The sequence below is a fragment of the Nocardia sp. NBC_01327 genome (assembly GCF_035958815.1).
Classification (GTDB): domain Bacteria; phylum Actinomycetota; class Actinomycetes; order Mycobacteriales; family Mycobacteriaceae; genus Nocardia.
Genome location: NZ_CP108383.1, coordinates 4,846,666 through 4,869,450 on the forward strand (window position 1 = coordinate 4,846,666; position 22,785 = coordinate 4,869,450).

Annotated in this window: 28 protein-coding genes and 1 pseudogene; 9 read left to right on the forward strand and 20 right to left on the reverse strand. The window is 64.8% G+C overall.

Annotated features, from left to right (window positions below; translation table 11 throughout):
- Window positions 1-88: 88 nt before the first annotated feature.
- Complete coding sequence (locus OG326_RS22175) at window positions 89-646, forward strand: hypothetical protein (RefSeq protein ID WP_327139015.1); 558 nt, start codon at window positions 89-91, stop codon at window positions 644-646.
- Window positions 647-722: 76 nt separating this feature from the next.
- Here the strand turns inward: OG326_RS22175 and OG326_RS22180 are convergent, their stop codons facing one another.
- From OG326_RS22180 to OG326_RS22200, 5 genes are all read right to left on the reverse strand, one after another.
- Window positions 723-1,133: a hypothetical protein gene (locus tag OG326_RS22180; protein WP_327139016.1), complete on the reverse strand. Its 411-nt coding sequence runs from the start codon at window positions 1,131-1,133 to the stop codon at window positions 723-725.
- Window positions 1,134-1,390: 257 nt separating this feature from the next.
- A complete protein-coding gene (locus tag OG326_RS22185; RefSeq protein WP_327139017.1) occupies window positions 1,391-1,843 on the reverse strand; it encodes a hypothetical protein in 453 nt (150 codons plus the stop codon).
- A 488-nt stretch (window positions 1,844-2,331) separates the two neighbouring features.
- The gene (locus OG326_RS22190; RefSeq protein ID WP_327139018.1) at window positions 2,332-2,808 is read right to left on the reverse strand and encodes a MerR family transcriptional regulator; all 477 of its coding nucleotides are present in this window, start codon (window positions 2,806-2,808) and stop codon (window positions 2,332-2,334) included.
- 10 nt (window positions 2,809-2,818) lie between these two features.
- Window positions 2,819-3,682 (reverse strand): SDR family NAD(P)-dependent oxidoreductase, encoded by an 864-nt coding sequence (locus tag OG326_RS22195; protein WP_327139019.1) that lies wholly within the window; start codon window positions 3,680-3,682, stop codon window positions 2,819-2,821.
- 216 nt (window positions 3,683-3,898) lie between these two features.
- Window positions 3,899-4,717, reverse strand: coding sequence for an MBL fold metallo-hydrolase (locus tag OG326_RS22200; protein WP_327139020.1), 819 nt, complete (start codon window positions 4,715-4,717; stop codon window positions 3,899-3,901).
- 117 nt (window positions 4,718-4,834) lie between these two features.
- Between OG326_RS22200 and OG326_RS22205 the strand changes: the two genes are divergently transcribed.
- Both OG326_RS22205 and OG326_RS22210 read left to right on the forward strand, forming a co-directional pair.
- Window positions 4,835-5,443, forward strand: a complete 609-nt coding sequence (locus tag OG326_RS22205) for a helix-turn-helix domain-containing protein (protein WP_327139021.1) — start codon at window positions 4,835-4,837, stop codon at window positions 5,441-5,443.
- Window positions 5,444-5,618: 175 nt separating this feature from the next.
- A complete protein-coding gene (locus OG326_RS22210; protein ID WP_327139022.1) occupies window positions 5,619-6,569 on the forward strand; it encodes a helix-turn-helix domain-containing protein in 951 nt (316 codons plus the stop codon).
- A gap of 68 nt (window positions 6,570-6,637) precedes the next feature.
- Here OG326_RS22210 and OG326_RS22215 read toward each other — a convergent pair whose 3' ends face one another.
- The 6 genes from OG326_RS22215 to OG326_RS22240 form a co-directional block, all read right to left on the reverse strand.
- Complete coding sequence (locus OG326_RS22215; protein WP_327139023.1) at window positions 6,638-7,462, reverse strand: alpha/beta fold hydrolase; 825 nt, start codon at window positions 7,460-7,462, stop codon at window positions 6,638-6,640.
- 223 nt (window positions 7,463-7,685) lie between these two features.
- A complete protein-coding gene (locus OG326_RS22220; protein WP_327139024.1) occupies window positions 7,686-8,534 on the reverse strand; it encodes an alpha/beta hydrolase in 849 nt (282 codons plus the stop codon).
- A gap of 10 nt (window positions 8,535-8,544) precedes the next feature.
- Window positions 8,545-9,327, reverse strand: a complete 783-nt coding sequence (locus OG326_RS22225) for an alpha/beta fold hydrolase (RefSeq protein WP_327139025.1) — start codon at window positions 9,325-9,327, stop codon at window positions 8,545-8,547.
- Between the two features lie 364 nt (window positions 9,328-9,691).
- Complete coding sequence (locus OG326_RS22230) at window positions 9,692-9,853, reverse strand: DUF2784 family protein (protein WP_442791046.1); 162 nt, start codon at window positions 9,851-9,853, stop codon at window positions 9,692-9,694.
- A 59-nt stretch (window positions 9,854-9,912) separates the two neighbouring features.
- Window positions 9,913-11,322: a site-specific integrase gene (locus OG326_RS22235; RefSeq protein ID WP_327139026.1), complete on the reverse strand. Its 1,410-nt coding sequence runs from the start codon at window positions 11,320-11,322 to the stop codon at window positions 9,913-9,915.
- A gap of 361 nt (window positions 11,323-11,683) precedes the next feature.
- A complete protein-coding gene (locus OG326_RS22240; protein ID WP_327139027.1) occupies window positions 11,684-11,941 on the reverse strand; it encodes a helix-turn-helix domain-containing protein in 258 nt (85 codons plus the stop codon).
- 639 nt (window positions 11,942-12,580) lie between these two features.
- Here OG326_RS22240 and OG326_RS22245 point away from each other — a divergent pair.
- Window positions 12,581-13,171, forward strand: coding sequence for a DUF1877 family protein (locus tag OG326_RS22245; RefSeq protein WP_327139028.1), 591 nt, complete (start codon window positions 12,581-12,583; stop codon window positions 13,169-13,171).
- Window positions 13,172-13,338: 167 nt separating this feature from the next.
- On the opposite strand, the gene OG326_RS22250 is transcribed toward OG326_RS22245, so the two are convergent.
- The 3 genes from OG326_RS22250 to OG326_RS22260 form a co-directional block, all read right to left on the reverse strand.
- Window positions 13,339-13,761: a hypothetical protein gene (locus OG326_RS22250; RefSeq protein WP_327139029.1), complete on the reverse strand. Its 423-nt coding sequence runs from the start codon at window positions 13,759-13,761 to the stop codon at window positions 13,339-13,341.
- Between the two features lie 334 nt (window positions 13,762-14,095).
- On the reverse strand, window positions 14,096-14,653 hold the full coding sequence (locus OG326_RS22255; protein WP_327139030.1) for a Clp protease N-terminal domain-containing protein: 558 nt from the start codon (window positions 14,651-14,653) through the stop codon (window positions 14,096-14,098).
- 4 nt (window positions 14,654-14,657) lie between these two features.
- Window positions 14,658-14,888 carry a helix-turn-helix domain-containing protein gene (locus OG326_RS22260; RefSeq protein WP_327139031.1) on the reverse strand — a complete coding sequence of 77 codons (231 nt, stop codon included), beginning with the start codon at window positions 14,886-14,888 and terminating at the stop codon, window positions 14,658-14,660.
- A 219-nt stretch (window positions 14,889-15,107) separates the two neighbouring features.
- Between OG326_RS22260 and OG326_RS22265 the strand changes: the two genes are divergently transcribed.
- The gene (locus OG326_RS22265) at window positions 15,108-15,416 is read left to right on the forward strand and encodes a hypothetical protein (protein WP_327139032.1); all 309 of its coding nucleotides are present in this window, start codon (window positions 15,108-15,110) and stop codon (window positions 15,414-15,416) included.
- A gap of 278 nt (window positions 15,417-15,694) precedes the next feature.
- On the opposite strand, the gene OG326_RS22270 is transcribed toward OG326_RS22265, so the two are convergent.
- A complete protein-coding gene (locus OG326_RS22270; protein WP_327139033.1) occupies window positions 15,695-16,306 on the reverse strand; it encodes a TetR/AcrR family transcriptional regulator in 612 nt (203 codons plus the stop codon).
- Window positions 16,307-16,450: 144 nt separating this feature from the next.
- Here OG326_RS22270 and OG326_RS22275 point away from each other — a divergent pair, with 144 nt between their 5' ends.
- Window positions 16,451-17,185 carry an SDR family NAD(P)-dependent oxidoreductase gene (locus OG326_RS22275; protein ID WP_327139034.1) on the forward strand — a complete coding sequence of 245 codons (735 nt, stop codon included), beginning with the start codon at window positions 16,451-16,453 and terminating at the stop codon, window positions 17,183-17,185.
- 29 nt (window positions 17,186-17,214) lie between these two features.
- Window positions 17,215-17,838 (forward strand): NADPH-dependent F420 reductase, encoded by a 624-nt coding sequence (locus tag OG326_RS22280; protein WP_327139035.1) that lies wholly within the window; start codon window positions 17,215-17,217, stop codon window positions 17,836-17,838.
- A 168-nt stretch (window positions 17,839-18,006) separates the two neighbouring features.
- Here the strand turns inward: OG326_RS22280 and OG326_RS22285 are convergent, their stop codons facing one another.
- Complete coding sequence (locus OG326_RS22285; RefSeq protein WP_327139036.1) at window positions 18,007-18,612, reverse strand: TetR/AcrR family transcriptional regulator; 606 nt, start codon at window positions 18,610-18,612, stop codon at window positions 18,007-18,009.
- A gap of 91 nt (window positions 18,613-18,703) precedes the next feature.
- On the opposite strand from OG326_RS22285, the gene OG326_RS22290 reads away from it, so the two are divergent.
- Window positions 18,704-19,624: an SDR family NAD(P)-dependent oxidoreductase gene (locus tag OG326_RS22290; RefSeq protein ID WP_327139037.1), complete on the forward strand. Its 921-nt coding sequence runs from the start codon at window positions 18,704-18,706 to the stop codon at window positions 19,622-19,624.
- 216 nt (window positions 19,625-19,840) lie between these two features.
- On the opposite strand, the pseudogene OG326_RS22295 reads toward OG326_RS22290, so the two are convergent.
- Window positions 19,841-20,391 (reverse strand): annotated as a pseudogene (locus OG326_RS22295) (transposase); the annotation flags it as partial.
- Window positions 20,392-20,550: 159 nt separating this feature from the next.
- Entirely contained in the window at window positions 20,551-21,021 is a 471-nt protein-coding gene (locus OG326_RS22300) for a hypothetical protein (RefSeq protein ID WP_327139038.1), read from the reverse strand.
- Window positions 21,022-21,526: 505 nt separating this feature from the next.
- Here OG326_RS22300 and OG326_RS22305 point away from each other — a divergent pair.
- Window positions 21,527-21,862: a histone-like nucleoid-structuring protein Lsr2 gene (locus tag OG326_RS22305; protein ID WP_327139039.1), complete on the forward strand. Its 336-nt coding sequence runs from the start codon at window positions 21,527-21,529 to the stop codon at window positions 21,860-21,862.
- A gap of 26 nt (window positions 21,863-21,888) precedes the next feature.
- On the opposite strand, the gene OG326_RS22310 is transcribed toward OG326_RS22305, so the two are convergent.
- A complete protein-coding gene (locus OG326_RS22310; protein WP_327139040.1) occupies window positions 21,889-22,221 on the reverse strand; it encodes a hypothetical protein in 333 nt (110 codons plus the stop codon).
- A gap of 55 nt (window positions 22,222-22,276) precedes the next feature.
- Complete coding sequence (locus OG326_RS22315) at window positions 22,277-22,507, reverse strand: hypothetical protein (protein WP_327139041.1); 231 nt, start codon at window positions 22,505-22,507, stop codon at window positions 22,277-22,279.
- Window positions 22,508-22,785 lie beyond the last annotated feature (278 nt).

Below are 22,785 nucleotides of genomic sequence, written 5' to 3' on the forward strand. Positions count from 1 at the left end.
TCCACACCAGTGCCGAGATCTGCGACTGCCCAACGGATAACGTCGAATCTCGTATCAGGAACACGGGTGAGTAGGGAGTCTGGGGCGAATGCGGAAGGCGATCGGTGACGCCGGCGCAGTGCTGGCAGGCTTGGTAATTGGCTGTCTGATAATCATCGGGGCGATCTGGGTGCTCGTGCATTGGATGGAAAGAGCTGCCGCTGGTGAGGCCGCGGCTCCCACGATCACTGCCGACGAGGCCCGAGATCGGATGGACACGCTGCTTCGACACGCAGTTGCCACAATGGGACCCGAGGTGTCTCTGACGCAGACGAAAGTCGAAGTGACAGGGGCGGAGTGCAACTACGGCTGGCAGGGCGGCGATGGCCCGACCGGGGAAGTCGAGGTCTCTCTCAGCTATCTCCTGGGTGGCGTGACGCCGGATACGCAAGCTGGTGTGATCAGTGCCATGGGGATGGTGGGCCCCACCCATCACGAGGGAGACTATTTCCAGACGGTGGCAGACCCCGATCGTTCCGGCTCATATCAGTACGTGTTCACGCTGAAATACGAGCCTGACCATCAAATGTCGATCCACGCATACCACGACTGCCTCTGGGAGCATGGGACACCGGAGCCACTTCCAAGGCTGGGAACAACCAACTGAAGTGGACCGTCAGCAGGATTCGCGCGCTTCGAGCGCCGCGTTGGCAGGCCATCCGAACCTTCGACGATGCCTCGATTCACGAACTCGCCCGCCGCATGTTCGTGAAATACACCGCCGGTTCCCGCGTAATCAGCCCGTACCCGCCGTCCGGAGTCGCCGCGAACGGAGCGGGCAGATACAGCACCGGCAGCACCTCATCGATCAACGGCCGCTCCTCCCGCGTGATCCGATAACCGACCTCGACCACCGCGGGCACATCACCATCGACAACCGCACCGCCCTCGCGCCGGACGCACCGATACGGTTCGAGCCGCACCGTCCGAATAGCCGTCCGCGCCCATCGGAACAGCACCCACGTGCTCGCCGCCGGCCGCGCGTACTCCACCAACCCCACACCATCGCCCCAGAAGACGAACTGCTCATCCTCCATCGAGCTGTGATATCCGGCCTCGGCACTCCACTGTCCGATGATTTCGTCACCCTGCATCGAGCGATTGAACCACTGCGCCACCGTGCCCGGCGAGCACGTCCGCAAAGGCCGCGACCCGTGCGTTCTGAGCTGTCCGCTACTACCGAACGCAGCCGCCGGAGAGCGCACGCCTCTGCCGATGAGTGTGAATGATGAAGGAGCAACGTTGCTGTGCTGCAAGGCACCCTGCCTTGCTTCGTGGTGCCATTCGTCAGAGCCGGCCGCTGGCCGATTCCCTTCCGGCGCAACGAATTAATCCGTGCTCCCGGCTTGGGCTACTCCGGTGACCGCCATGCCCACGTGCCCGCGCCGTGGGACGGCGCGCAGACGACAGCGTGCCCGCTCGCGGCAATTCCCACCTGGTCGTCCTGCTTCCCATCGCATTTGTCGCCGAGTTCGTGTGTGCCGCTCACCGGCGTCACTTTCGTCCACTGCAGGCTCCGCGCCTCATTGGCCTGGGAACACATCAGTGTCGACCCGTCCGATGAGGTGGTGAGGTTTCCGACCTGATCCTGCTGACACGCGGCCCCCTGAATTTGGTTCTGGTTCAGCGGGCCACCTGCCGGAGCCTTGGTGGTATTCGCGTCGGATCCATTGCAGGAGTAGCCGATCGCATAGGAGTTGGAGTCGTTCTTGGCGAGGCAGCCGAACGGGACCGCGCCCGCTGAGCTGAGTTGCAGTGCGGTGCCCTGGGTTTGGTCGAGGCAGAGCAAGCCGGTTTGGTCCATGCGGCAGTCGTAGTCGTCGAAGGTGAGACGACTGCCGTAGCTCAGGGTTTCGCCGAAGCCGAGCGTGAACTGTCCGGGGTCGCCTGTGATGCGCCCGATGCCGACGGCGCAGCCTGTGCGGACGTGGTGGGCGCGGTCGAGGTCGCCGCGAATTGTGTTGCCGCCGCAGTGCTTGTGGACGATTTCCCGAGCTGTCCGCCCAGGTATACCCCGCCGACAGCGAGTACGGTCACCACCACCCCTGCGACCGCACCGATGATCAGATATCGCCGCGTCCGATCACTACGCTGGTGCTGCTTGATGTCGGCCGGTCCGACATCACCTCGCACAGGCTCGAACACATCTGTGTCCTGCGACCACAGATCATCGTTTCGCTGTCGTCCCGCCATCACCGGCGCCCTCACTCTCTCTCAAGCACAGGGCATTTCGAAGATTCCCTCCCGCCCCGCATCGAAGAATACAAGTGGAGGGCTGGTCCGACGCAGCAGTTAAACGTCGGGGCCGGTGCGGCCGCCGTAGGTGGCGATCTTGTACTCGGTCGCGGCGAGCGAGAGGGTCAGTTCGCGGATACGACGGCGGATCATGTCGCGGTGCTCGATCAGCATGTCGAGCCGTTCCGGCACGGTGTCCTCGCCGGCGTCGACGAGTTCGATGTAGTGCTGAAGATCGCGCATCGGCATGCCGGACAGCCGCATTCGGGTCAGGAATACCAGCCTCCGTACCGCTTCGGCGTCGTAGGCGCGGTAACCGCTGCTGTCGCGGCAGACCTCGATCAGCCCCGCGCGCTCGTAGTAACGCAGGGTGTGGGGCGAGACGTCGAGCATGTCCGCGACGTCGGCGATGGTCATCGGCGCCTCGATGTCCGCGGTATTCGAGAGACGATGAATCACCTCGATCGAGGCCAGGTTGTCGTCCTCGTCGCCGAGCATTGCCAGCGCCCGCTCCATCAATTCGTCCGTCGCCACGTCATCGAGCCTAAACGGGGCGAACCGCGGAGACGGCGTCGTCGAAATCGGCGCTGCGGGCGGTCTCGGCCCACTGCTCGACCTCGTGCAGGCCACGACGATAGGCGCCGGACAGCCGTTCGACCGCCTCCTGCCCGAGCGGCAGGCGCAGCGGGACGTGCTCGCTGTGCGCGAGGTGCACGATGATGCCGGCCGCTCGCACCGGATCGCCTTCCTGGACGCCGTCGGCGCCGGCCATGTCGGCCCGCAGCGCGGCAAGCGTGTCACGGTAGCTTTCCGACACCGCGCTGAACTCGAGCTCCGCGTTGAATGCGGTACGGAACCGGCTCGGCTCGACGATCATCACGCGCACCCCGAACGGTGCGACCTCGGCCGCAAGGGATTCCGACCAGCCTTCGAGGGCGAACTTCGAAGAGCAATAGGCCGACACACCGGGAAACGCCACCCGTCCGCCCTGGCTGCTCATCTGCACGATCGTGCCACTACCCTGGCCGCGCAGCACGGGCAGCGCGGCCCGCACGAGCGCCGCCGGGCCGAACAGGTGCAGGTCCATCAGGTCCCGCAATTGCGCGTCGCCGACTTCCTCGATCGCGCCGATCACGGCGCGGCCGGCATTGTTCACGAGCACGTCGAGACGGCCGAACCGGTCGAGGGTAGTGCTCACCAGACCGGCGGCCGCATCCGTATCGCGCGCATCGAAGTGAGCGAGCAGACAGGTGTCGGCGTACTCGGCCGCCAGGTCGGCCACGCTGTCCGGATTGCGCACCGCCGCAACGACATTGTCGCCCACCGCGAGTGCCGCCTCCGCCAGCGCGCGCCCGAAGCCCTTCGAAGCGCCGGTGATGATCCAGGTCTGGGTTGCGTGTGTAGTCATGACGGCGACGGTATGGCTTCGAGTGCGCTCAAAGGCAAGACCTTGCGAGAGATAGGGTTCCCACCTCCAGGCCGCTGGTCATCGGAATCCGAGATCGGCGAAGTCCGCAGCAGTGACCGAGGCGGGCTTGGTGCCGGACATCGTCTCCGGATTCCCTTGTGCTGCATGTGTTGTCGAGTCGGCATCAGGAGCGCGGTCCGTAGCCGGCGGACTCGATCAGCCGATCGGTGGTGCGAGGTATTCCAGCGCATAACCACCGCCCGAGGGAGTTATGCGGGCGATGCCGGGTGAGTCGAGGTGGGCGCCGGCCACATAGTGGTGTGGTCGGGTCAGTTGGTCGAGGAGGGCCGCTCGGGCGGCGCGGGCCTGAGACTGGTTGCCGTCGAACTCCCAGGACACGTTCGGCCGATCGAATTGCAGCGTGGGAACGTGCACTGTGTCGCCCCAGACCAGAAGGTGGCCGGTGCCGCTGTCGACGTCGTAGACGGTGTGACCGGGAGTGTGGCCCGGGGTGGGGATCGCGGTGATCCAGTCGTTGATCGCGACCTGCTCCGACACGGGGACTATCCGGTCGCGGATCGGCGCGAGCCGGCCCGTGAAGACGGAGGCGTCCGCCTCGCCGATCCATACGCGCTCGAGTTTGGTGAACGCCTCTGAACCGTCCGGCGCGATCAGGCCGCTCACGTGGTCTTCGTGGTTGTGGGTAATGGCCACATCGGTGATATCCGCGCGGTCGATTCCCGCTTCGCCGAGCGCGTCGTAGATCAATCCCATGGTGGGGTCGTGCCAGTTGTCGGACGCACCGGTGTCGATGAGAACCGACCGCGTGCCGTCGGTGACATAGAAGGCATTGACCGACAGTCGCAAGTTGCTGCCGGCCAGAGGCACCGTGGCCGGCAACTCATTAAGCGCGCACCCGTCTTCGTCGCGGAGCCGTGTGGCAGGCATGTCGATGTACCCGTCTCGCAGCGAGATCACCTGCAGGGCACCGAATTCGAACGTGGCATGGTGCTGGCCACTCGAGATCAAACGCATGGAACCGAACCTCCGTCGTGTCGGGCGCATATCGCCCAATCTCCGATAGAAGACAATATCTTCTTTAGAAGAAAGTTACACTACGGGCGGCGAGGTACTCATCGATCGAGGAGCACAGTGGTCGAGCAAGACGAAAACGCGGCGGAACCACAGCACGGTGACGATCTCGCCGGCGCGTTCGGCGGTAACGTGCGGCGACGCCGTGAGGAGGCCGGCTTGACGCTGGAACAGCTGTCGACACAGTCGTCGGTCAGCCGGGCGATGCTGTCCAAGGTCGAACGCGGCGAGAAGAGCCCGACGATCGGCGTTGCGTCCAGGATCGCCCACGCGCTCGACACGTCGCTCTCGGACCTGATCGGTGGTCAAGCTGCTGCCGCGTCCGGCGTGGCCGTTGTCATGCGCAAGCACGAACGCCCCGTTTTCCGTGACCCGGAAACCGGCTTCGAACGCCATATGGTGTCCGCGGCCCCGGGTGCGGGAGGAGGCGAGATGATCGTCCACTACCTTCCCGCACAGGTCTCGACCGGGCTACTGCCCGCGAATCCGACAGGTACGGAGAAACAACTCGTGGTGCTCGAAGGCACCCTCACCGTCGCGATCGGCGGAATCATCGAGACCCTGAACACCGGCGACTCCCTGTTCTTCCAGGCCGACGCGGACCACGGGTTCGCCAACCGAACGAATGCACCCTGCGAATACATCATGATCATCTCGCGCAGAACCTGAACGGCCCGGATCCGAACAGCCGGCCGAACGCACTCATCTGCCGCCGGATGTGCAATGGAAATCCCGGTGTGTGATGCCCTGAGACACACGGCAATTCATTTCTCGCAAACGCCAATGACTGGTTTACGCTCGTTCACGGTGTCGCCCTTCCTTGGAGGGGCCGTGGGAGGTGCGCATGGTAGTGGTGTTGGATACCGGTCTGCTCCCGATGGGCGAACGCATCGCGGCGGCGCAGGATATGCTGGCCGACAATGAGATTCCCTCGATCAATCAATTCGGCGCGGTCGCCGGCCAGTTGTGGCATCGATTCGCCGTGTGGGATCTGGGCGAGGGCGTGCACGCGACACAGTTCATCGGCACTGGCCTGAGCGTGCTGCGCGGCGCCGCGCAGTTGCGTGTGGCCGCACCCGAACGCGTCGGGCTCGGTGTGCAACTCACCGGATCCGGGACCTTCGAACACTGCGGCGCGGACCAGATCATCGACGTGGGCGAGCTCTCGCTCACAGACGGCACCAGCACCTCGGCGTACTCATCCAACGGTGTCGGCGGCTCGAAAGTGGTGATCTTCGATTACGACCAGCTGGCGCTGCCGGTGGAAACCGTTCGCAGCGCGGCCACCAAACTCAAATCGAGCCCACTGTACGGACTGGTCACCGCCCATATCGCCGCACTCGGCGAGCAAGGCGATATCGAGCCCGGACCCGCGCGGATCATGCTCAGATCAGCCACTACACAATTGGTTCGGGCCCTGATCACCACTGCCGCAGACGACCCTCGCCAGCGCGAGGACCTGCACGACACGCTCTATCTCCGCATAGCCGCGTATATAGAACAGCGTCTCTGGGATCCGGGCCTCAACCCTGACCAGATCGCGCGGGCACACAACATTTCGGTGCGGCACCTCTACAACATCTGGTCCGCGCGCGGAATCCCGTTGAGCCAGTGGATCGTCGGCGCGCGTCTCGAGGGTGCGCACGCCGACCTGGCGCGCCTGGGCCGAGGCACGCCTATCGGCGCCGTGGCGTGTCACTGGGGTTTCGCCAACCTCTCCCACTTCGCCCGGCGTTTCCGCGGTGCTTACGGTATGTCCCCCCGGGACTGGCAGCGAGCCAACGACCAACCCTGAACCACCTGCGCACACAGGTGGATTCAGGGCCGAGTTCCGTGACCGGGGGCGTCGACGAGTCTCGCTGCTCAGGAGCGAATGAATGCGAGCAGGTCGGCGTTGATGGTCGCGGCCTCGGTGGTCGGCATTCCGTGGGGGAAGCCCGGGTAGGTCTTCAGGGTGCTGTTGGGCAGCAGTTCGGCCGAGCGGATGCCGGCGTCGGCGATCGGGACCACCTGGTCGTCCTCCCCGTGCAGGACGAGGGTGGGAATCGTGATCTTCGTCAGTTCCTCGGTGAAGTCGGTCTGAGAGAACGCGACGACACCGTCGTAGTGCGCTTTGACGCCACCTGCCATACCTTGACGCCACCAGTTGGCGATCACCCCTTCCGAGGGCTGCGCGCCGGGCCGGTTGTAGCCGTAGAACGGTCCTTCGGCGAACGAGCGGAAGAAATCCGCCCGGCGGGTGGCGACTTGTTCTTGAATGTCGTCGAAGACCGACTTGTCCAAACCGCCCGGATTATCGGCGGTCTTCACCATGATCGGCGGCACCGAACTGATCAGCACGGCTTTGGCCGCCCGGTCCTGTCCGTGCCGCGAGAGGTAACGCACAACCTCGCCACCGCCGGTGGAATGACCGATATGAACCGCGTCGGACAGATCGAGATGGGTGACTACCGCGGCCAAGTCGTCGGCGTAGTGGTCCATATCGTGGCCTTCGGCAACCTGCGCGGAACGACCGTGGCCGCGCCGGTCGTGAGCAACAACCCGGAACCCGTGGGAGAGGAAGAACATCAGCTGTGTGTCCCAGTCGTCCGAGGACAGGGGCCAGCCGTGACTGAAGACGATGGGCTGTCCTGTGCCCCAGTCCTTGTAGTAGATGTCGACGCCGTCCGGCGTGGTGATGATAGGCATGGGGGACCCCTTCTGATCGGATAGTGGATGCGTTTCCCGAAGGCTCGCTGAGAGAGCTGGAACCTGTTGGACCACAGAGCTTCTGAATGATCGGCGCAGAATAAGTGTGCGCGTTCTCGGGAGCGTGCGCCCCCCTTTGTGCGCCACGAATACCGCATTTTCCGCCATGGACTCGTCTCGGATAGCGCTGGGCGCGTGTGGAGCGCACGTTCGAACAGGTGGGTCAGGCGAAGCGCTGGAGGAATTTGAGGCTGGATTCGGCTACCTCTTGCCAGCCGCTGTCGATGGTGAGGGCGTGGCCGCGGTTGGGGATTTCGAGGAACTCGGTGATGCCGGGGTTCTTGCGCTGCAGGTGGAAGGTGGCTTCGGAGATGGCGCGGGGGACGGTGTTGTCCTTCTCGCCGGAGATGACCAGCAGTGGGCCGCGTTCGGGATTCTCGGTGTCCACCTTGGCTTCCGACCAGGGGTTGAGATTGGCGGCGGCGGCCTGGAACAGCGGCGCGCCGGGGGCGGCCACGGCGAAGGTGTCGTACAGCTGGTGTGCCTCGTCCTCGCTGACCGCGTTGGCGAAGCCGAAGCGGAACTGGTCGAAGGTCAGTGGGACAGCGCGATGGCGGTTGGCCGGATTGTGCAGGACGGGGGCGGCCGAGCGCAGCGACGAGATCGGCAAGGGCAGCACGCCGCGGAACGGAGCGGCGTCGATCGCGACCGAAGCCGCCGACAGGCCACGGCCGGCGACGATCTGGGTCAGCAGTCCTCCGAAGGAATGCCCGATCACCGCGGGCTTGCGGGCCAGCTTGCCGATGATGTCCGCGACATGGTCGGCGACCTGGCCGACAGTCTTGTCCGCAAACACTTCCGGATGCTCGTGCGCCTCGGCGACGGTGGCCGGATCGTCGGGCCAGTCGGCGGTAACGGCCGCGTATCCGGCATCGGTGAAAAGCTCGGCCCAGCGGTCCCAGCTGCTGGCCAGCAGCCACAGTCCGTGCACGAAAACCACGGGGGTGCGGCCGCTTTCGTTGGCATGGGCGATCTGGTCGAGCGTGGATCGGTCAACCGGTGATGCGGTCATGGCAGTGTCCTTACTGAGCGGCTTGTTCGATGAAGCCGGCGACTACGGCCGGTTGGGAGACCAGTGAAGCGTGCGAGGCATCGACCTCGGCGGTGTGCGCGCCCATGCGCTGGGCGAAGAAGCGCTCGGCGGCGGGCGGGATCACGCGATCGGCGGCAGAGACCAGATACCAGGAGGGCGTGGTCGTCCAGGAGGCCGGACCGCTGGGTTCCAGCAGCGCGGTCGCGGCGATGGAATGCTGATGGGCGATCATATTCGCAGCGGTGGCGGCTGAAACATCCTGTGCGAAAACACTATTGAAAGAGCTGGGAGTCACGTACCCGTCGATTCCCGAGGCTACGGGCTCCAGTGCCAGTGCGGGCGGCTGCAATTGGCTGCCGGGGAAGCGGAAGGGGTCCATCGCGATCGCGATGGGTTCGCCCTGCTGTGGGGCGAAGGCGGCAATGTAGACGAGCGCCTTGACATCGGCATCGTGGACATTGGTGATCACGGCGCCGCCGTAGGAGTGTCCGACGAGGACGACCGGTCCGTCGATGCTCTCGAGTGTGTGCTCGATGGCGGCGGCATCATTGGCGGGACCGCGTAACGGGTTGTCGGGCATTACGACTCGGTACCCGTCGGTGCGCAAGGCGGCGGCGACGCCGTCCCAGCTGGTGACATCGGCGAACGCGCCGTGCACGAGCACAATGGTCGGGCGTTGTGCGTCGGCGTGCGCGGGCGCGGCGGACACGGCCGGCATGGCTGCCAGCGCGGCGGCGGCGAACGTTGCCCGCAAGCGTGTGTGAATCCGCATGACGGCTCCTTTCCGTTCGTGGGACGGTCTGTGACGAGCGGCGCGATTCATTTCGCGGTGGTTGTTGGCGAACAGACAGGATTCGGACGATAACGCGCGCATTGTCCGCGGAACGCCGTGCCGGTGAAATCCTGCACGGAGAGAACAGTTGTGATCGCTGCCGTGCGCGGGCAGCACATCGGGACCGCCGACTCGGGTATGTCATCGGTATGTCGGCCACACTGCGTGGTGCCGCACTGAGCTGACAAGGGGTCATGCCCCCCGGCTCGAAGTAGCGGTGCTCGGCCGCACCCTCACCCGAACCGTCAACGGCATCCCACCGGCATGATGTCTCTACCTGCGCAAACGTTCCCGCGGTGGCCGCTTACTCGATGGCCCGACCGTGTCGGCGATGCGAGGCACGGAACCAGAACCCGACCCAGGAGGCAAGCACGCAGACAGCAACCAGCACCCGGACCAGATCCAGGGCGCTGCGCGGGTACAGCACGCCCGTGATGTAGTGATCGATGAAGCCAATCTCTCCGATTGTTGCTGGTCAGTGGCTATTTCGCGGCGTGTAAGGCAAGCTCAGATGCGCCAGGTTGCCTAGAGCTTGCCAATTTGCCGTGCTCTGCGTGTGCCTTCCGGTCCGAAGAGCGCGGCTCCGGCCGCCTGCAACTCGTGCGGATGTGCGTGCGAGTAGATGCTCAACGACATGGCCGGATCGTGCCCGTGCCACGCCGCGACAATGTGCACCGGTATGCCCGAGGCGAGCATCAGCGACACCGACGTGTTCCGCAGCCCCTTCAACGGAATTCGGCGCAGTCCGGCGCGCGCACGGATGCGCTGGAACTCGGCCGAATACCACTCGGGCCGGACCGGGCTCCCGTCCTCGTGCACCGCGATCAGCCGATCCTCGGACCAGGGCACGCCCCGGGCCAGACACTCCGCCTTCTGCCGGGTCTTCAACGCGCGCAGCGCCGCCTCCAGATCCGGGGGCGGCGGAAGATCACGCCGGCTCCGGCGCGACTTGGGCAGGTTCTCCTCGGTCTCTCGGCCGATCGGGACCCGCCCCCGGCGCACCCGCACCGCGGTGGCATCGAGCCGGCGCCACCGCGCGCCCAGCACCTCCGAGCGGCGCATCCCGTAACAGGACATCAGCCAGCACGCAGCCAGGCGCTCCCCGGCGATCGCGGCCCGGAAGGCCCCGACCTCGCTCATGGTCCAGGACTTCGCGTTCGTTTCGTCGTCATCGGTGTCGGTGAGGACGTCAACCGGCCGGTCCACCAGCGCAATCACGTTGCGCGGCAACACACCCTGATCGACATAGGACTGCACCATCATGCTGAAGGTGCTCAGCGTCGACCGGACCGTGACCGGCTTAACCCCCGCCACCGCGGTGTTCGGCGGTGGTGTCAGGACATAAACAGCCCGTCGCGGGCGGGACACCCGACCTGCTTGGACGAGACCTGCCAGGCTATGGTGCACCTTCCTACCGAACTGGGCGGTGAGTTCGGCGGTCGAGATGCCTTCGGGGTGAAGCGCGATCAGTGCGGCGACCTGGGATGCCATGCTGTCGGGCCGAGACTGGCGGGGGGAGCGGCGTCCCTCGGTCAGCATCCACTGCACGAGTTCGTCCCCGTCCTTCTTGGTCAGTTGCGCCAGCTTCTTGCCGCCGAGTCGGCGGCGTACCGGCTTCAGTTCTTGGCGGCAGCGCTCGAGTGAGTTCCGCCGGATCCTCCGACGATCGGCCAGCCACTGGTCACACGCGTCATTGACGGTGAGCTCGGTGAGCGCGGCGAAGGTTCCGCGGGCGACTTCTGTGGTGATCCGGCGATATTCGCGCCGTGCCTCGGCCAAGGTCCGATAAGTGGACTGCTGTCGGTTGCGATTACCGTCCGGCTTGATTCCGATATCGACCTGGAACCGGTAGGTCACCGTGCCATTCTTCGCGACGTGTTTATTGATCGGCTCGGCTCGTCGTCTCCTCGGGGTCGGCGGTGGTGTGCCGGGCATCGGGGGCCTCCTCTCTACGGGTAGGTAATGCGGGGTGGATCGACGGTGGCGTTCTTGCCGTCGACTGGTGGCGTGCCAGCCGGACACGGCGAATTGCCTTTGGGCACAAGCAGTGCTGTGCCGAAGAGACGTCAACGATGCGCGGAGGCTTATGTGTGCGGGCGCGCCACTCAGGCGGTCGCATGCCGTTGTTGCCCTTGGCCGTGCAGGCGTGAACGGCAGGTGCGGGACCGCGGGATTACCCGTTCGGCCGAGCGGGAATTGGAGACCTACCGGTTATCCGGCCGCAGGGATGTGCGCTTGGTGGTAAGCGCGCGCGGCAGCTGTCGGCGGAATGCGGCGGTGGCCCGCCGCAGAAGCTCTACTGTGGGCTGATGTTCGGTTCGTCATCGACCCGAAGTGCTTGGCGAATCCATCGAGAAGGAATGCGCACTCGGCGGCCAACCCGAATAGCGGGCAGCTCACCCGATTTGGCTGCGGCATACACGGTGGAACGACCGATACCGAGGAGCCTGGCAGCGTCGGGAATCGAGACCGTCGGCTCGACCAGCAAGTGCCGCAATGCATCTCCCGCACGCGTGGCGGTGGCATCGTGTGGAATTTGAGGGTGTTCGGACATGGCGTGCTCCTGACGGGCTTGTGGCCAGGTCAGTCCCTCGCGATCTTCAGGATACCGTCCTATTCGCTCAGTGACCTCTGACCTGATCCGCTACCCATAGGGAAGGGTTGTGTCGTCGGGGGATCTCCCACAAGTTCGAGGTCGGTGCGAAGCGACTGGTCGACGGCGTCACCGATCCGACCCTGTCCAGTGGCGTGTTCTACGCCAGCGCGGCCAACAAATTGACGGGTCCCTTGGTCAACCAAGCGGAAATCTTCCCCGACTTGGCCAACCCGTCGTCAGGACCACGCCAATGAGGCCGTCCACCGCTTCATTTCATGACGACTCAATCGTGAAAACCCCCGAATTGTCCGGAAGTGGCAACGGATTTGGCAACCGGACACAGCGAAATCCGGTGGGCCCGTGGCACGCCGCGAGCAGTGCGGATGAGCGAAACCCCCGTTGGCAAGCGCAGAACGGGTTCGGGCGAAATGCGGAGGGATGGCGCGGGACGTGGCCTTCCCCCCGGAGTGGCGGGTCGCTGACAGCCCTCCACTCGGAAGCTGATTGCGAGCTGGCTTTAGTCAACTAAAGTGCGCGCTCATGCCGATTGCATGATGCTGAGATGAGACGATCCATAGCAAAATCTATGATCTTGCTATGGCCCTCGACGCCCAGTACCAGGCAATCCCCTACGAACCGCTACTGGAACGCGCGATGCGAGACCGTGAGGCCGCCGAGGACGCCATCCAGGTTTTCAGGAGCTTGGCCACCGCCGATGTCGCGAAGTCGCGCCATTGGGATGATCCGATCTGGCTGGAGCTAGCCCCGGTTGCTCGTCAGATCGTGAAGGAACGGCCCGGCATTCTGGACCGGAGGCTCTCCACGCGGGCTTGGGACGCGGTGTACTGGTTGCTCGCGCCCAACCGCCGGAACCAGGAAGGGCGCAACCCCACGGGGTTGGCCGAGATCACCGTGTTCGGGGCGGAGCCCTTCGCATCGGGTGCGACTGCGCCACAAGGGGTTACGCTCCGATTTGTTCGCCCGGATACCGCGCGGACCGTAGCCGACTACGTGGAGAACAGCCTGGAGAGTGCGTCACAGCTATTCGACGCCGAAGCGATGGAAGCGTCTGGTGTCTACAAAGGTCCGCGGGATCGCGACTACCTTCTCGATCTACTGGCCCAATACGCCACTTTCTATCGACTCGCCGCAGACCTGGACGAGTGCGTACTAGTAACGCTCGACTGAAACAATGATCAACTCGGACGTCCGCTCATGCCGCTTACAAGGCTGTTCGGACCCGCCAGGCCGAGGTCGGCCGAACGCACCATCATGCCCCGATGTGACGCCGTAATGGATGTCCCCGGCGCGTCTGCCGAGGTCGGTTGATCTGGCTACGAATGGTGGTCGGTGCTTCATTGCGTGCGTGGCGTCGGTGGATGTCCCCACCAATGAATGCCGCGGTCGTCGACTCGCAGATTGCCCGCTACGGTCCCCAGTGGTTCGCCTATATCGAAATCAGCGACATCGCGGCCGTACCGTTTCGGGTCAGGGGCTGTAGTCAACTCCGGGTCGAACATGGTCGAGAACGTGTTGTCCCGAGGGTCGTAGGTTGAGCGTCGCAACCCGAGCAGGCCGTCGAAATACGGCGATCGATAGACGACCACGAAGGTCCATTCATCCTCGACCCAGGCATCCTCCACAGCGATGAGGGCGGCTTCCGTGATCGTGCTCGACATGAGCCGTCTCAGGCATGCAGAAACGGCCTGCTCAGCCCACCGCGGAGATTCCACCGCAGCGAAGTGCTCGCTGAGCCGACGATGAGTCTCGGTGATCACACGCGGCGGAGGCTCACACCGATGGCTGGGCTCGGGATCCATATGGTCATTGTGCTGCCTTGGTGCTCGATCTCCGTGTACCAGCCCTTCCAGTAATGCGAGGCGGTTCGGGACGTGTCCACCGAACGCACTACATTGCCGCGTAGCGCGCTGACCGAAGCGGTCAGCGCGGCACCTCGGAAGATCAACCGGCAGTACCGATCTGGTGTCGGCCGAACGCGCGCTTCTGGCGATTCTGTGGCGATTACACAGGCGAAATCTCGAACCGGAACTCGGACATAGCGGTGCGCCACGCCCGTCCGTGTCTCAGTTCAAATCTGTTGGCGTGCTAGGTCTATGCGGCGTCGGTGAGGAGGATCAGGATGGCTGAGGACAGGGCAGCGGGCGTGGCTCCGGCCTTGTCCAGGACCTGGGACACCAGCTCGTCATCGAGACGAAGCAGCGCGAGGACCAAATGCGTTGGGTCAACGCGCCGGTGGTGCAGTTCGATCGAGACGCGTAGGGAGAGTTCGAGTGCGAGTTTCGCGGCGTCGGTGAACGGCGGTCGCCGACCCGGAGCCGAGGACGCGCGTCGGTCGGGAGCCGAATCCAAGGCCCCAACCCCGAAGGTCTCCTCGGCGGCCGCGCGGACCTGTTCGTAGTCGATGCCCACCGCGCGGAGCGCTTCTGGATCGATGCCGCCCGCCGTCTGTGGGGAGGGTCGGGGCAGCAGGGTACGAATAATTGCGGAGGTGACGCCGGCGTCGCGCAGTACGGCAGCGGTCTCGGTTCTGACCTCGGCGCACCCGTAGAGGAGATGGCCTACGCCGATCTCGCTGCTACCCAGTTCCTGTGCGAGGTCCTGTGCCTCGACGAGGATCGCTCGGGAAGGCTCAGTGAAGAGTTCGAACATGTCCTCAGACTCTTTTCGCTGTGGTGTCTCGCCCACCATGCTTCTGGTGAACGGATTGTTTGGTCACACCCAGCTCCGCCGCGATACGGGACCATGACCAGCCCAGTTCACGGGCTCGATCCACCTGTAGCGATTCCAGCTGTTCGGCGAGGCGGCGCAAAGACGCCACCGCGCGCAGCCCGACCGCCGGATCGGAGCTCCCGGCACCCGTTTCGAGTTCCATCGACGAAGCCATGCCGTCAGTTTATCCTGACGATCTGTATCGTCAAGATAAACTGACGATCAATCTTGTTGAAGCGCGGGGCCGTTGCCTTGGTGCGCCCATGCAACACCGCCGTCACCGATCGTTTTGGCTGCGCAGACTAGAGCGATCGCAACATCCTCTCCTGTCACATTGAGCGCGGTTACGGAGCGTCTCGGGCACACAGTGCCTGACCAGGTCGATCATCGTGTCATGGACGGCAAACCTCTGAAGGACATGCAGTTCCGGTTCTTGGTCGACAGCGTCTTCACGATCACGGGCCGCGGAACTGCGGTGATCGGAGTTATCGAGGCTGGCACGGTCTCGATAGGCGATCTGCTCAGGGTGATAAAGGCCGACGGAAAGCCCGGCCCGGCAGCCACTTGCAGAGCTATTGAGGGCGTGTATCGCGCCGGTCGGAATCCGGGGGACCCCGCGCCGGTCGGCCTCATCGTTCCGGAGCTCCAGAAGAACGATCTCGCGCCGGGTGATCTCTTGATCACCGAGGTCGAGGACCGGTAGTCGCGCCAGTTCGAACATCCTCAACTGCCGCTTACGGCGCTGACCGAACCGGCCAGCGCGGTACAGCCGAAGATCAACCGGCCGATCCGATCCGATGCCAGGGGAACGTCCGGAACTGCCGATTTCCGTGCATTCTGCGAGCCGCTGAGAGGCAGTTCTCTCCCACTCCGAGGGTTGCGCGGCGGTGGTCCGGCTGCCACATCGGCGGCCGGCGTCGTGTACCAGCGGGCGTAGCCACACGATCGGGAGCGCGTCCAGCTCGGCCGCAGAGGGTCCATTCAGCTGTGCATCTTCTCTCGTCGCCGGTCATCGGTGGTGGTGGCGGGGATGGCGTTGTCGATGAGGACGGCGGCGATGGCGGCGGCGGTGGGGAAGGCGTCGGCGTTGAGGACCCGGGTGCGGGCCGCGGCTCCGTCGATGAGCAGCGCGAGTTGCTCGCCGAGCTGTTCAGGGTCGGCGGCGCCGGCGTCGCGGGCGGTGTCGGCGAGCCGCGTGGCGACGGCTTTCTTGTAGTCGCGTGCGTACTGGGCTGCGGGGTGCTGGGGGTCGTGGAGTTCGACGGCGGCGGCGATGTAGGGGCACAGGGGGGTGGTGGGGGGGATGTCGAAGGCGGCGAGGAGCCGTTCGCGGGGCGTGAGGTCGGTGCGGTCGAACACGCCGGACAGAACAGCGGGGTCGAACCGGCGCAGGTACTCGGCGACGAGTTCGTCCTTGCCGGTGAAGTGCTGGTAGGCCGTGCGTTTGGACACCTGGGCCGCCGCGCAGAGCTGGTCCATGCCGGTGCGGTTGATGCCCTGCTCACGGAACAGTTGCTGGGACGCGCTGAGGATGCGCTCGCGGGCGCCCCGGCCGCGGCGGTGACCTGTGGGGCCCTTCTCCAACTCTGTCATGGGCCCACGGTACCCCAGCCCGGTAACGACCGGTGTACATAGCTTGCGCCCGGGCGGTCCGCCCGATACGTTAAGCACACAGATCGGTGTACATAACATCGTCACCCCAGGTGCACACGGCACCACCGACCCAAGGGAGCGACTATGGGAAAGCTTGACGGCAAGGTAGCGGTCATCACCGGCGGCACCACGGGCATGGCGCTGGCCGGCGCGAAGTTGTTCGTCGACGAGGGAGCGCACGTCTTCATCACCGGCCGCCGCCAGGACGCCCTGGACGAGGCCGTGAAGCAGATCGGCCGCAACGTCACCGGCGTGCAGGGCGACGCCTCCGATCTGGACGACCTGGACCGCTTGTACGACACCGTCAAGCGGGAGAAGGGAAGCCTCGACGTGCTGTGGGCCAGCGCCGGCGTGGGCGAGCCCGCCCCGCTGGGCGAGATCACCGAGGCCCACTTCCACGCCGCGTTCTACCTCAACGCCCGCGGCACCCTGTTCACCGTTCAGAAGGCGCTCCCGCTCTTCAACGACGGCGGCTCCATCCTCATGACCGGCTCCAACGCCTCCCTCGGCGCCTTCCCCGGCTGGAGCGTCTACGCCGGCAGCAAGGCCGTCCAGCAGGCCTGGGCCCGCGTCTGGCTCAACGAGCTCAAGGACCGCCGCATCCGCGTCAACGTCCTGACCCCCGGCCAGGTCGCCACCGCCAAGCAGGAAGAGCTCTTCGACGAGGCCACCAAACGCCAATACGAGTCCCTCATCCCGCGCGGCCAGATGGGCCGCCCCGACGAAATCGCCACCGCCGCCCTCTTCCTCGCCTCCGACGACTCCAGCTACGTCAACGGCATGGAACTCGTCGCCGACGGCGGCACCACCGCCATCTGAACCGAACAGCAACCAGGACAGGACATCTCATGAGCGACATCAGCATCATCGGCACCGGGAACATGGCCCGCACCATCGGCGCGCGGGCGGTAGCGGGCGGCAACACCGTCGAGATCATGGGCCGTGATCAGGCCAAGGCCGCTGACCTGGCCAAGGCTCTAGGCGGCGGGGCCACGGCGGGAGAATGGGGCACCGCCCCAGCCGGGGAGATCGTCATCGTGGCCCTGTTGTACGACGGTGTCGTGCCGGTCGTCGCGCAATACGGAGACGCTCTCGCGGGCAAGGTGATCGTCGACATCAGCAATCCCTTCAATTCCACGTTCGACGGGCTGGCCCACCGCCAGGAGACCTCGATCGCGCAGGAAGTCGCCAAGGTGGCCCCCGCCGGCGCCACCGTGGTGAAGGCGTTCAACACCGTCTTCCGTCAAGTCCTGGAGAAGGGTAGGCCCGACGTCTTCATCGCTGGCGATAATGCGCAGGCCAAGGCAAGCGTGGAGGCGTTCATCACGAGCCTCGGGCTGCGCCCACTGGACGTCGGCGGCCTGAAAATGGCGCACTGGCTCGAAGGAGCGGGTGTGGTCACGGTAGGCCTGGCCAACCACGGGGTGGGGAACTTGGACTTCGCCCTCAGCATCACCGAACTTCCCGTCTGAGAAACGGGTTGACAGACCACAGAACTACTTGACCAAGGACCTTCTCCGCCACGGCCCGCTCGATCCCCTTCAGTTTCCTGGACAGAGCGGTCCGCGTGCTCACCCCGCCCGGCACCACCGGGTACACCGCACCTGGCTCGCTGGTCAAGCCTCCACGCTCGGCTTGGCTCATCTGCCGATCATGAGATCGAGGACGGTATTGACTGCGGTTTCGAACGGACGGATGTCCCGTTGTACCTGGGCGAGTAGAAGCCCTCCTTGGAGCGTCGCGAGCAGCGTCGTAGCGAGGTCGTCCGGGTCGCTGTCGGGCGGGAGTTTCCCGTCGGCGTGAAGGGTTGCGAGTCCCTCGCTGATAGCGGCTGCCCACCGATCGAACCCTGCCGCGATGAGCGCTCGGGCCTCGGGGTCGCTCTCGGCGAGTTGACCACCGAGGGAACCGAGTTGGCAGCCGCCTATTGCTTGGGTGCGCCTGGCCGCAGCAATCACCATGTCCCGCCAGGCTTCGACGCCGTTCGCGCTGCCGAGCACGTGCGTGTTGCGTTCGACGATGGTGTCGGCTTGGTAGTCGATCACCGCCTGAACAAGCGCGTTCTTGTCGGGGAAGTAGTGGTACAGCTGCGAGCCGCTGACCTCTGCTGCCACCTTGACATCTTCCAAGGTGGCGCCCGCCACTCCGCGCTCATGGATCACAGCGGCGGCCGCCTCGACTATGCGCGCCCGGGTACGCGCCCCCTTGGCGGTGAGCCTGGGCCGGTCGGTCGTCTCGTCGAGCATGAGCCGAGATTAGCAGATTTTGGGTTTGACAACCCATTCTGTTGTGGTCATAGTGAGTTGTGTAACCCATTTTAGGAAGGGACACGCACGAATGACTGATCTGACAAGCAAGACCGCTCTGATCACGGGCGCCAATGCCGGGATCGGCAAGGACGTGGCCCGGCAACTGGCATTACGTCCCGAGATGGCGCGCATCTACCTGGCGTGCCGGAACGAAGACCGGGCGACAATGGCAAAGGCCGAACTCGAAGCCGCTACCGGCCGCCGCATCTTCGACATCGTTGTCATGGATGTCGCCGATCAGGGTTCGGTCCGAGCCGGCCTCGCGGCCATCGACGGATCCGTCGACGCGCTGGTCATGAACGCCGGTGTCATCGGCCCGTCGGCGATGGGATTGACCGCTGACGGGGTCACCACCGGGTTCGCGACGAACGTCCTCGGCCACGTCGTCCTCCTCGAAGGGCTCCTGGCCCAGGGGCGGCTCGGCGAGGTTGCGGTCCTCGCCGGAAGTGAAGCTGTCCGCGGAGTTCCGAAGTTGCGGATGAAGGGGCCATCCTTCGTCTCGACCTCAGCCGACGAACTCGCCACCGTCATCGACGGCAGCTACTTCGCCGGCAGAAAAGCCGACTTCAATCTGGCGTTCGGCCAGGCCAAGTACATCGGGGCCCTCTGGATGGCCTACCTGGCCCGCCAACACCCCGACCGCCGATTCATCACCGTGAGCCCCGGGAACACCACCGGCACCCAAGCCCCCAGCGACCTTCCCCTACCGATGCGGGTAGCCGCCAAATACGTCATGCCCGCCCTGGGTCTCGCCCACAAACTCGACGTGGGAGCGAAGCGACTCGTCGACGGCGTCACCGACCCGACCCTGTCCAGCGGCGTGTTCTACGCCAGCGCGGCCAACACGCTGACGGGTCCGTTGTTCAACCAAGCGGACTTCTTGCCCGATTTGGCCAACCCCACGTTTCAGGACCACGCCAACGAGGCCATCCATCGGTACATGTCATGACGACCCCTCGGCCGGGTGAGGAGTTCTTCGTCGACCTCGGCGCGACTGTGACGGCTGGCCGCTGCACCCTCATCCCACACCCTGGTCGAAGAGGCCAAACGTCACCGACCACTCAGTGCCACCTAGTTTGAAGATCGGAGACACGCTCCACGAACGCACGATAATGCCGCGACCCGCGTGTTCGGACTGACCGCCCGCCCTCGCAGAAGGCGCCACTATGCCCAGATAGATCGGGCGGTTGGCGACCTGACCGTCTCTGATCTTGACGTGGATGGCGTCGATGAACAGGACCGGATAGACGGCGTCGAGGGGCCGGTTGCACCAGTCGACCATCTCCGTGACCACATTGTCGGTGATCGTCGAGATCGTGTCCTTCGATACCGAAGTCCCGTAGACCTCGGCGAGATGCGCCGAGATCTCCCCGGTGGTCAAGCCTTTCGCGGTCAGCGACAGCACGATCTCGTCGACTCCCGACAGCCGCCGCTGACGCTTGCGCACGATCTTGGGTTCGAACGAGGAACTTGTATCGCGCGGGACATCGATCTCGACCGGCCGATCTCGGTGACCACGGTCTTGGCGCGAGTTCCGTTGCGGGAGTTGCCCGTTCCACGCCCGGCCGGGTCGTGCTTCTCATAGCCAACGTGCTCGGTCATCTCCGCTTCCAGAGCGGTTTCCAGCACGGTCTTGGTCAACTGGTTGAGCAGCCCGCCCGGCCCGACCAGATCGATGCCCTCTGCTTTGGCCTGGGCCAGCAGTTGCTCGGCCAGTTTCTTGGTGTCTACCGTGTCGTTTTCGGAGGATCTTGCTCGGCTCGGTGATCGGTTTGCCCGGCTTAGTAGCCGCCATCGGCAATGCTCAGGAGGGCTCGCGGTCTGGTCGATTTCCGAGATTGCGAGATATTGTGGCCGCAGAGTGCGACGGGTCGATCATCGTAATGGGGTTCGCGCTACCAGTTCCCGCCCCAGCTTCCGGTGGAGGGCGGTGCAGCTCGCACCGAGTGGAGCGCTCTGGACAACGTTGATCGGTCCCAATGTCAGCGATGGGCTGCCGAAGGCCATTGTCACATTGGTGTACGGGTATACCGTGAGGGTCGTCTGCCCTGCATATTCGGGCATCCAATCGATTGTCCAGTCCTGGCCGCTGGTCCAGGGCATTGAGCCCTTGGTGCTTTCGGTGCTGGAGACAAGGATGATTTGGTTGTAGGCCGGGTCCGTCTCCAACGGCACAGCGTCAGCAGCTGGCACGGTGATCGTGTACTCGGTGCGGACACAATAGGCTTGCGACGGTGTCACGGTCATGTCTGCTGATGCGGCCGTGGCTGAAGCGATGGTGGTCACCTCCATCACCGCAACAGCGGCGATACCGACTGTCGAATGCGCAAGGACCCGCATTTTCATACTTCGCTTCTCCCCGGTGTTGAAGACCCCCGTGCCGGGGGACCTTCGTAGCCTATGGGAGGTGCCCCTTACCTGGCCACGGTCAGTGAATCGCGTAGTGCAGTAACGGAATGCGCCGTCGCGGCCACATCGAGGACTGCTTGTCGGTCGGAAGTCGCTCGTCGCGTCGATCTTCCACATGTCTACCCTGGACGATTCGAAACGCGCAGGTCGCGGCAATACACGACCATGCCTGGCAGGCTTAGCTTGCTGGGCATCACAGTCAGTGGCAGCTGAGTGCGTTTTCGAACTCCGGTCGAAGTATCACCGCAGAAATCGCAGCAGGCGGCTCACCCCGCGTGTGCCGAGTCGCCATGGAACTGGGTAGTACTGCAACAGTATTCGATGAAGCGAGTACGGCGCTGAAGAGCCTCGGTGGCGCTCATCGACCTCGCGGTGGTGAACGGTGAAGTTGGGTTAGTAGCATTCAGCAGACTTCTTCACATACTCGAAGGGAACGCTGTCCATGGCACGCAAGGTCGTTGTGACTCTCGTTGATGACTTCGATGGAAAGTCCGAGGCGGAGGAGACAGTGTTGTTCGCGCTCGACGGCGCCGAATATGAGATCGATCTGTCGGGTGTGAACGCGGGCCGGCTGCGGAGTGAGCTCGAGGAGTGGACCGCGCACGCCCGGAAGGTGGGGCGGGCGCCGCGCGGTAAGGGCGGCCCGGCTCGCCCGGCTGTCGACCGCGAGCAGAGTGCCGCCATTAGGGAATGGGCCCGTAAGAACGGACATGAGGTGTCGAGCCGGGGGCGGATTCAGGCCGGAATCGTTTCGGCGTATCACGACGCCACAAAGTAGGAGGACGGCGCTTCGGTGCGTCGCGGTCATGCTGTGACGTATCGAAGCGGGCGCTCGACATCTTCGGCATCGTGTGTGGGCTGGCGGCGGTGGCGATCCGGGGAGCGGTTGACGTCGCTACTGCCCCGCAACTGGCGGCCGCGGTACAGGCCGGTCTGGACCGCATTCGTGGGTTGTACTGCATCCTCGATCTGGCCGATATGTACTTCTTGGACGGGGTGGGCTTGACCACGCTTGCTGCAACCAACCTCTAAGCCGAAATTCGCCGCGAACCGCTGCGGATCGTTGTCGATGCCAACCGCCCGGTCATCGGTCCTCTCGAGATCTCCGGCCTCGAGCATGTTCTGGCGCTCTGTCACACCGTCGAAGAAGCCTTCGCCGGCGGACCTGTACGGGCCGAGGCCCCGGCTGGGCCTATGAATCGCCGGGGGAGTCGGGCCGGTCCGGGTCGGGTGCGACGGCCATCGGGGGGCGGTGCGGGCGATCGAGGGTTAGCCCGGCCCATACCGTTTTGAATACGGCGTAGTGGATGACACCCCACGCGGTCGCAAGACGGTCGATGACGATCATTCCACGCACGCCCGCGAGGTCGGGGGTGCGGATGTGTGGGTCATGGGTGCTGTTGTCATTGACTTCGACCCGCAACCGAGTTGGGTTGGCTCGCAGGGAGAGTCGGCCACCTCATCGACGACCAGGACCGCGTCCTCGACGGTCACTCCTCTATCGGGGGCCAGCAACTCGCGCACCGTTCGCGGATCCGCCAACCCGGCACAACTACGCCGTCGGCGGGCCGATCGGAAGGCCAGGGCGAGTCCCCGTTCGGGGTTGCCGGCGGGCCGGTGCGGGGTGTCGCAGGCGTGGGCCGGCACCTCGAACCGCCTCCGGCGCCGCCGCCGAATAGATATCCGACGGTCGTCGCATTT